This window comes from Shigella sp. FC1661, assembly GCF_001712525.1.
Classification (GTDB): Bacteria; Pseudomonadota; Gammaproteobacteria; order Enterobacterales; family Enterobacteriaceae; genus Escherichia; species Escherichia coli.
Genome location: NZ_MDGW01000083.1, coordinates 1 through 8,463, shown reverse-complemented (window position 1 = coordinate 8,463; position 8,463 = coordinate 1). Strand labels below are relative to the sequence as shown.

9 protein-coding genes and 2 pseudogenes are annotated in these 8,463 nt (G+C 50.5%); 8 read left to right on the top strand and 3 right to left on the bottom strand.

Annotated elements, in window-relative coordinates; translation table 11 throughout:
- From BFF42_RS06210 to BFF42_RS06190, 5 genes and pseudogenes are all read left to right on the top strand, one after another.
- Window positions 1-234: IS1 family transposase (locus BFF42_RS06210; RefSeq protein ID WP_001393844.1), on the top strand; the 234-nt coding region annotated here is incomplete at its 5' end.
- Window positions 235-249: 15 nt separating this feature from the next.
- Window positions 250-570 (top strand): annotated as a pseudogene (locus BFF42_RS06205) (PstS family phosphate ABC transporter substrate-binding protein); the annotation flags it as partial.
- Window positions 571-585: 15 nt separating this feature from the next.
- Window positions 586-1,296, top strand: coding sequence for a YbbD family protein (locus tag BFF42_RS06200; RefSeq protein WP_000424542.1), 711 nt, complete (start codon window positions 586-588; stop codon window positions 1,294-1,296).
- 2 nt (window positions 1,297-1,298) lie between these two features.
- Window positions 1,299-2,066 (top strand): hypothetical protein, encoded by a 768-nt coding sequence (locus tag BFF42_RS06195; protein ID WP_001183160.1) that lies wholly within the window; start codon window positions 1,299-1,301, stop codon window positions 2,064-2,066.
- A 2-nt stretch (window positions 2,067-2,068) separates the two neighbouring features.
- On the top strand, window positions 2,069-2,674 hold the full coding sequence (locus BFF42_RS06190; RefSeq protein ID WP_039059611.1) for a hypothetical protein: 606 nt from the start codon (window positions 2,069-2,071) through the stop codon (window positions 2,672-2,674).
- 51 nt (window positions 2,675-2,725) lie between these two features.
- Here the strand turns inward: BFF42_RS06190 and glpD are convergent, their stop codons facing one another.
- Window positions 2,726-4,231, bottom strand: a complete 1,506-nt coding sequence (glpD, locus tag BFF42_RS06185) for a glycerol-3-phosphate dehydrogenase (protein ID WP_000448139.1) — start codon at window positions 4,229-4,231, stop codon at window positions 2,726-2,728.
- 189 nt (window positions 4,232-4,420) lie between these two features.
- Between glpD and glpE the strand changes: the two genes are divergently transcribed.
- The 3 genes from glpE to BFF42_RS06170 are packed head-to-tail and all read left to right on the top strand — an operon-like array spanning window position 4,421 to window position 6,397.
- Window positions 4,421-4,747, top strand: a complete 327-nt coding sequence (glpE, locus tag BFF42_RS06180; RefSeq protein WP_000362869.1) for a thiosulfate sulfurtransferase GlpE — start codon at window positions 4,421-4,423, stop codon at window positions 4,745-4,747.
- Window positions 4,748-4,791: 44 nt separating this feature from the next.
- The gene (glpG, locus tag BFF42_RS06175; RefSeq protein WP_000928745.1) at window positions 4,792-5,622 is read left to right on the top strand and encodes a rhomboid family intramembrane serine protease GlpG; all 831 of its coding nucleotides are present in this window, start codon (window positions 4,792-4,794) and stop codon (window positions 5,620-5,622) included.
- 16 nt (window positions 5,623-5,638) lie between these two features.
- Window positions 5,639-6,397: a DeoR/GlpR family transcriptional regulator gene (locus BFF42_RS06170; RefSeq protein ID WP_000815099.1), complete on the top strand. Its 759-nt coding sequence runs from the start codon at window positions 5,639-5,641 to the stop codon at window positions 6,395-6,397.
- On the opposite strand, the gene rtcR is transcribed toward BFF42_RS06170, so the two are convergent.
- Window positions 6,379-7,977, bottom strand: a complete 1,599-nt coding sequence (gene rtcR, locus BFF42_RS06165) for a DNA-binding transcriptional regulator RtcR (RefSeq protein ID WP_039059609.1) — start codon at window positions 7,975-7,977, stop codon at window positions 6,379-6,381. The genes BFF42_RS06170 and rtcR overlap by 19 nt on opposite strands.
- 160 nt (window positions 7,978-8,137) lie before the next feature.
- A pseudogene (locus BFF42_RS06160) lies at window positions 8,138-8,463 on the bottom strand (IS1-like element IS1B family transposase); the annotation flags it as partial.

Sequence of the window (8,463 nt, the reverse complement as noted above, 5' to 3'; positions counted from 1 at the left end):
TCGGCCTTTGAGGTCGTGGTATGGATGACGGATGGCTGGCCGCTGTATGAATCACGCCTGAAGGGAAAGCTGCACGTTATCAGCAAGCGTTACACTCAGCGCATTGAGCGACATAATCTGAATCTGAGACAACATCTGGCAAGGCTGGGACGGAAGTCACTGTCGTTCTCAAAATCGGTGGAGCTGCATGACAAGGTCATCGGGCATTATCTGAACATAAAACACTATCAGTAAGTTGGAGTCATTACCGTGGCAAGTATGATGGAGGGAATGATTAAAGTCGTTGCCGAATACCGTAATACAAACAACGCAATAGGTTACACCTTCCGTTATTACGCAACACAAATGAACGCCGATAAAAATATAAAACTGCTAGCGATTAACGGTATTGCACCGACTGCCGAAAACATTCGCAACGGCAAATATCCCTATATCATCGATGCCTTTATGGTAACGCGGGAAAATACGACGTCAGAGACACAAAAATTGTTGGAGTGGTTTTTAACGCCGCAGGGACAGAGTTTGGTGGAAGATGTAGGTTATGTCCCGATGTATAAGACGCTACCTTAAAGCTGGATAATAAAAATGGAATTAGTTAATACATTATTTGCAAGCCTTGCCGGTACTGATCCCTTCACAGGCGTGGATATTACGATTGCCAACTGCAAATCGGCATACTGGGATGAAGGCATTGTTCAGCAACTTATTAACCAGGCCCTGGATGAAGGGGAAAAGTTCGTCGGTGCTGACGGTCTTGAGGGATTGCTTCGATATGATGTCACATTAAATATTGGCTTAACCTCCAGCAAAGTATGGCCGGGATTTTCCCTCGATACCGCCACCATTAGCCGTCTTTGTGCCTGTGGTGCTGATTTTGGATTTGACCCCTATATCAGTGATGTACCAGATGTTCAATGTGACCTGAACACGACAAATGACGTCACCGTACAATTTACGGCGATGCTAAATCCGGATGAGCGGGTGATAATAGCAAAGCGCCCGCTTAAAAAATGTGACTCCTGGATTGAGGATGTCTATATCTTTCAGGTCTTTAAAGATGCCTGGAAATTTCATAACAATAACAGTTTACGCGGATTTCGCGATAAGCAGGCCGCACTGAAACTCTACACGCGTCATTACTCAGTGGAAAATTGCGCAGAGGAAAGCTGTCGAGACTGCAATAGTTGCATTCGCCCCAGCTTTTCCCTTTCGCGTAGCGCCCTTATTCGCCTGAACGCGGCGAATGCTCGTTTTGTCTATCAACCGTTTACACGCGATCAGCGGGCGAGGGGGTAACTATGCAACCCAGCCCCGCCATGCAGGCATTAATTGAGCAGATTTATCACACCTTTCGTCGTTATCGGGTGCCGCAGAAATTTGTGGTTTGTTGTGAATATTGCCTGAGTCAGCAGGAACAAAAGGCATTACGGAGTACATCGTTACGAGCGATCCCGTATTCCTTAATCAATGCCTGGAATAGTAGCCCAGGGCCTGATCCGCAAAATAGCGATGAGGTCCGCTATTTTCTGCCGCGTTTACTGGAATTTGTTGCACAGGGGCATTTTGACAATATTCACGTAGTTTTTTCTCTGCGCCGTATCAACCTTGCCAACAAAGAAAACTGGCGTGCGGATGAACGGGCAATTTTACAGCGATTTGCCTGCCAGTATATGACTGATTGGGTATCCGGCGATGAAGCTGTCGAATTACAGTATATGCTGGAAATGTTTTTCCGTGCCGATATCGCTCTTGCGCCATTGCTGGATGCCATTAATTCAGTTCCCGGCTTTTGGTCGACCGTTTCTCTTGCCTGTTTATTGAACAGATATTGTGAGGATTATATCAGAGATAACCAGGACGATATCGATAACGTCATTACCACCCAAATCAATGCCTGGGCTAGAAATAATCATCCTTTACTGAAAGAAAGAGCGCGGCAAGCGATTGAGAACCCGCTAAAACAGCCCGAACCAATGACAGAATATCAGGTCTGGGAAGATGACTGGATAATTGATGAGTGTTTATGCGCGATGTATGACGCATCATCCGAATCACCAGGAAAATAAAAATGATTAGATTCCGGCTTTATATTCCCCCTGTAATTCTCGGTTTTGTTATCGTGTCATTATTGGTATGGCTGACGGTTATTGTCTTAGCCGTACTTATATTCACGTTAACTTTTCTGGCAGAAATAATATTCTCCTTTCCGCTCCTGGTTGTGCGTATTTCTCTTCAGGAATTACAACTTGAGTTAATAGTTGAATATGCACTTTTTTTCAGTGTAATGGCTGGCATCGGTTGGCAATTCTCCCGCAGAACGCCTCCTGAATTAAAAAACAGACTGCATTGCTGGCTGGTCTTTTCGCCGGTCTATTTCTGGTTAATTCTCTCGAATTTCATTCTTTATATTTCTCCAGAGAAATCAGCGTTGCTGGAAAATATCCGAAATTTCTTTCTGACGTTTGTCTGGCCTCCCCTGAATTTTTCCCCTTTTTGGCCGCAGCCTTGGACTGATTTTGTCGGCCCGATTAGTGCACAGCTTGGTTTTGCATTGGGATATTATTGCCATTGGTGCAGAAAAAATAGAAACCAGAGGAAGAAGTGGGGCGATTGGGTAACGTGCTTAAGTTTGGCGATTTTAGCTCAGGGGCCGTTATTCAATTATTTACAATGAATAGTCTAAGGAATCCAAATAGCCCGGTTGCACTTCAACCGGGCATCATCCTTACGACGCCAGCGACAACTTCTGCTGCGTATATTCCACCAGCCACTGACTCACACGAGATTGTTGATCCGCATTCAGCCACATGCCTTGTTTTGTGCGACGCCAAAGGGCATCGTCGGTGCGGCGGACCCATTCGTGATCCACCAGGTATTTCAGTTCCGCTTCGTAGAACTCATGACCGAAATCCTCCCCGAGGTCGCTTATCGCCCCCGCATTGCCGAGCAGCAGCTCGCTGTTGCTGCCGTAAGTGCGTGCGTAATGACGCGCCAGCGATTCAGTCAGGAATGGATAGCGACGGCGCAGACGAGCTGCGTAATCGTCGCGGTCGCCTTCAATGGCACCACCCGGCAGCACGCTCTCTTTCGTCCACGCCGGGCCAATACCCTGATAATACGGCGTCAGTTTTTCCAGCGCATGTTCTGCCAGTTTTCGGTAGGTGGTCAGCTTACCGCCGAATACCGACAGCAGCGGTGCTTTGCCGTTTTCATCATGGATATCAAGGGTGTAATCACGGGTAATAGCCTGCGGCGAGTCGGACTCATCATCACACAGCGGACGCACACCGGAGTAGGTCCAGACGATATCGTCACGGCTAAGCTGTTTTTTAAAGTGCGCGTTATACACTTTCAGCAGATAGTTGATTTCACTCTCTTCAATCTTCACCGCTTTCGGATCGCCTTTATACTCTACGTCGGTGGTGCCGATGATGGAAAATTCGTCCATCCACGGGATCACGAACACAATACGTTTATCTTCGTTTTGCAGAATGTAGGCCTGCTTCTGGGTATGCACACGCGGCACCACAATATGGCTGCCTTTGATCAGGCGAATGCCATAAGGCGAAGGCAGATGCATCCCCTCGTCGAAGAACTGTTTCACCCACGGGCCGGTGGCGTTAACCAGGCCGCGCGCTTGCCAGCTATATTTTTTGCCGGTATCGATATCTTCCGCTTCCACAATCCACAGGCCGTTTTCGCGGCGAGCAGAGGTGGCGCGAGTCCGAGTAAGCACTTCGCCGCCTTTACGCACCACCATCTGGGCGTTGGCGAGTACCAGACGGGCGTCGTCTACCCAACAGTCAGAATATTCGAATCCGCGCTTAATTTCCGGTTTTAACACTGAGTTTGCGCCAAAACGCAAACCGGTTGATCCCGGCAGGCTGGTGCGTTTACCCAGATGATCGTACATAAACAGACCAATCCGAATCATCCACGCCGGGCGCAGATGCGGACGATGTGGCAGGCGAAAACGCATTGGGAAGGCGATATGCGGAGCCATTTTCAGCAGCACTTCACGTTCAGCCAGCGCCTCGCTGACCAGGCGGAATTCATAGTGCTCAAGGTAGCGCAGGCCACCGTGAATGAGTTTTGAACTGGCGGAAGAGGTCGCGCAAGCGAGATCCTGCGCCTCCAGCATCAGCACGGATAAACCGCGTCCAGCGGCGTCTGCCGCGATACCAGCACCATTGATGCCGCCACCTATCACAATCAGATCTTTGGTTTCCATGCTGCCCTCATTCACTTTCGTTAAAGCTCATAAATGTTCGTTATCGAACATATTAGCAAAGAATCGCGCTTTAGGTAACATTGAAAAAACATTTTAGAGTGATATGTATAACATTATGGCGTTTATCTGCCGCTTCGACGTAAACTGTGCGGTAAATTTGCCCACTTGTTTGTAAAGAAAGAGAGACGCATGGATCTGTTCGAATGTATTAACGTTGCCGACGCGCACCAGAAGTTGCAGGAAAAAGAGGCGGTGCTGGTCGATATTCGCGATCCACAGAGTTTCGCAATGGGACATGCGGTGCAGGCTTTCCATTTAACCAACGACACGCTGGGCGCGTTTATGCGTGATAACGACTTTGACACTCCGGTGATGGTGATGTGTTATCACGGCAATAGTAGCAAAGGCGCGGCGCAGTATCTGCTGCAACAGGGCTACGATGTGGTCTATAGCATTGACGGCGGTTTTGAAGCCTGGCAGCGTCAGTTTCCCGCAGAGGTGGCGTACGGCGCGTAACGCTTTATACTGTCCCCTTTTGTGTGGAATAAGCGACAGCAACGATGTTGATGATTACCTCTTTTGCTAACCCCCGCGTGGTGCAGGCGTTTGTTGATTACATGGCGACGCAGGGTGTTATCCTTACGATTCAACAACATAACCAAAGCGATGTCTGGCTGGCGGATGAGTCCCAGGCCGAGCGCGTGCGGGCGGAGCTGGCGCGTTTTCTCGAAAACCCGGCAGATCCGCGTTATCTGGCGGCCAGCTGGCAGGCGGGCCATACCGGCAGTGGTCTGCATTATCGCCGTTATCCTTTCTTTGCTGCCTTGCGTGAACGCGCAGGTCCGGTAACCTGGGTGGTGATGATCGCCTGCGTGGTGGTGTTTATCGCCATGCAAATTCTCGGCGATCAGGAAGTGATGTTATGGCTGGCCTGGCCATTCGATCCAACACTGAAATTTGAGTTCTGGCGTTACTTCACCCACGCGTTAATGCACTTCTCGCTGATGCATATCCTCTTTAACCTGCTCTGGTGGTGGTATCTCGGCGGTGCGGTGGAAAAACGCCTCGGTAGCGGTAAGCTAATTGTTATTACTCTCATTAGCGCCCTGTTAAGCGGCTATGTGCAGCAAAAATTCAGCGGGCCGTGGTTTGGCGGGCTTTCTGGCGTGGTGTATGCGCTGATGGGCTACGTCTGGCTACGTGGTGAGCGCGATCCGCAAAGTGGCATTTACCTGCAACGTGGGTTAATTATCTTTGCGCTGATCTGGATTGTCGCCGGATGGTTTGATTTGTTTGGGATGTCGATGGCGAACGGAGCACACATCGCCGGGTTAGCCGTGGGTTTAGCGATGGCTTTTGTTGATTCGCTCAATGCGCGAAAACGAAAATAATTCCAGGGATTTATAAATGAAACAAACACAACGTCACAACGGTATTATCGAACTGGTTAAACAGCAGGGTTATGTCAGTACTGAAGAGCTGGTAGAGCATTTCTCCGTCAGCCCGCAGACTATTCGCCGCGACCTCAATGAGCTGGCGGAGCAAAACCTGATCCTGCGTCACCATGGCGGTGCGGCGCTGCCTTCCAGTTCGGTTAACACGCCGTGGCACGATCGCAAAGCCACCCAGACCGAAGAAAAAGAGAGGATTGCCCGCAAAGTGGCGGAGCAAATCCCCAACGGCTCGACACTGTTTATCGATATCGGCACCACGCCGGAAGCGGTGGCGCACGCGCTGCTTAATCACAGCAATTTGCGTATTGTCACCAACAATCTCAATGTTGCTAACACGTTGATGGTAAAAGAAGATTTCCGCATTATTCTCGCCGGTGGCGAATTACGCAGCCGCGATGGCGGGATCATTGGCGAAGCGACGCTCGATTTTATCTCCCAGTTCCGCCTTGATTTCGGCATTCTGGGGATAAGCGGCATCGATAGCGACGGCTCGCTGCTGGAGTTCGATTACCACGAAGTTCGCACCAAGCGCGCCATTATTGAGAACTCGCGCCACGTTATGCTGGTTGTCGATCACTCGAAATTTGGCCGTAACGCGATGGTCAATATGGGCAGCATCAGCATGGTAGATGCCGTCTACACCGACGCCCCGCCGCCAGTAAGCGTAATGCAGGTGCTGACGGACCATCATATTCAACTGGAGCTGTGCTGATCCTGCACGGCTTCCCACGTCAGACCAAAACGCGCCAGGTATTTGCGTAGCCGATCCGTGTCATTGACGCTGGCTTTGCCCTGGCGCGAAACATCAAAAAGCTGTCGTCCGGCTGCAGAAAGCGACTTTGCCTGGCGGCAGATAGCGATAACGTGTTCCAGTTGCATACGGTCGAAGAGATCGATGTTTTCTGCCTCTGCGCCCAGCAACGCCGTAAGCGCGGAGGGGCGGCTCTCCTGCCAGTTATAGCGCAGACGGTTTATCTCATCTTCAACCACGTCCAGAGTGATGCGTCCGCTAGTGGCAAAGGTGGCCATCCGCGTGACGCTGGCAGAAAGTTCGCGAAAGTTACCGCGCCATGTTGCCTGGGGAGAGGTCGCAAAAGCCAACCAGGCGCGCCGCGCTTCGGTGTTAAAACGCACGCTGTCGCCAGTGAGTGTGGCGTGGCGCTCCACTTCATAATCAAGGTTCGGTTCAATATCTTCCTGGCGCTGGCGTAGACCCGGCAGGGTGAAGGTCCAGAGATTGATCCGCGCGTACAGATCTTCGCGAAATTTGCCTTCGGCAACCAGCTGGCGCAAATCGCGCACCGTTCCGGCGATAAGCTGAAAATCACTGCTCACCTGGCGATCGCTGCCAAACGGGTAAAAGGTTTTCTCTTCAATGGCTTTTAGCAGCATTGCCTGTTCGTCTGCGCCCAGTTCGCCAATCTCATCAAAAAACAACATTCCGCCGTTGGCGCTGCGTAATAAACCTTCACGAGATTCCCGCGCCCCGGTAAACGCGCCTTTCACATGACCAAACAGCGTCGACATGGCGGTATCGCCGCGCAGGGTGGCGCAGTTCACTTCCACAAACGCGCCGCTAAACTGATGCCGCGCCTGTTTTAATTCAAATATACGTCGCGCCAGAAATGACTTTCCCGCACCGGTTGGGCCGTTAAGCAGGATCGGTGCGCGGGATTTAATCGCCACTTTTTCAATCTGCTCAATCATGCGGTTGAAGTGGGGGTTACGCGTGGCAATGCCGGACTTAAGAAAATCAAGCGTTTGCTGGCGTTCCTCGGCAAAGCGGCTGGCGATGGCGTTATAACGGCTTAGATCGAGATCGATAATCGTCACTTCACCGGCACCGCGCGGTTGTTCTTTTTTGCGCGGTGGTGAAGTTTGTATCAACCGGGCGGGTAGATAACGCGCTTCCGCCAGCAGAAACCAGCAAATCTGCGCGACGTGGGTGCCGGTGGTGATGTGAATTAAATAGTCTTCTTTTTCTGGCTGAAACTTGTAACCACGGGCGAAATCATGCAGGCAGGCGTAAACCTCTTCGAAATCCCACGGGTTATGCAGTTCAATCTCAATGCTCACCACTTCTGTTTCTGGCGAAACGCTGGCGATATCGCGTTTAAGCGTTTCAAATAGCGAGCACGAGCGGGCGTCATGCAATAATTCCAGTCGATCGATGACCAACGATTCTTGCTGGCATAAACAGAGTGTCGGACGCCATTTTGACCAGCGCTGACTGCCGCGCCCGGCATAATCCAGCACCGTTCCGACAAAGCCAAAAGCTACTGTTTTACGCATCTTAGATATCCTTATAAAAGACGATATTTCATTATCGGTAAATCGGCTTTGCGGGAAATCTCCGGTTACGGACATAAAGATATAATCTTTTTAAAAACAATGAATTAAAAAATTAATTTACTTATTTAATTTTCTGGCACGACGGGGTAATGACTCCAACTTATTGATAGTGTTTTATGTTCAGATAATGCCCGATGACTTTGTCATGCAGCTCCACCGATTTTGAGAACGACAGCGACTTCCGTCCCAGCCGTGCCAGGTGCTGCCTCAGATTCAGGTTATGCCGCTCAATTCGCTGCGTATATCGCTTGCTGATTACGTGCAGCTTTCCCTTCAGGCGGGATTCATACAGTGGCCAGCCATCCGTCATCCATATCACCACGTCAAAGGGTGACAGCAAGCTCATAAGACGCCCCAGCGTCGCCATAGTGCGTTCACCGAATACGTGCGCAACAACCGTCTTCCGGAGCCTGTCATACGCGTAAA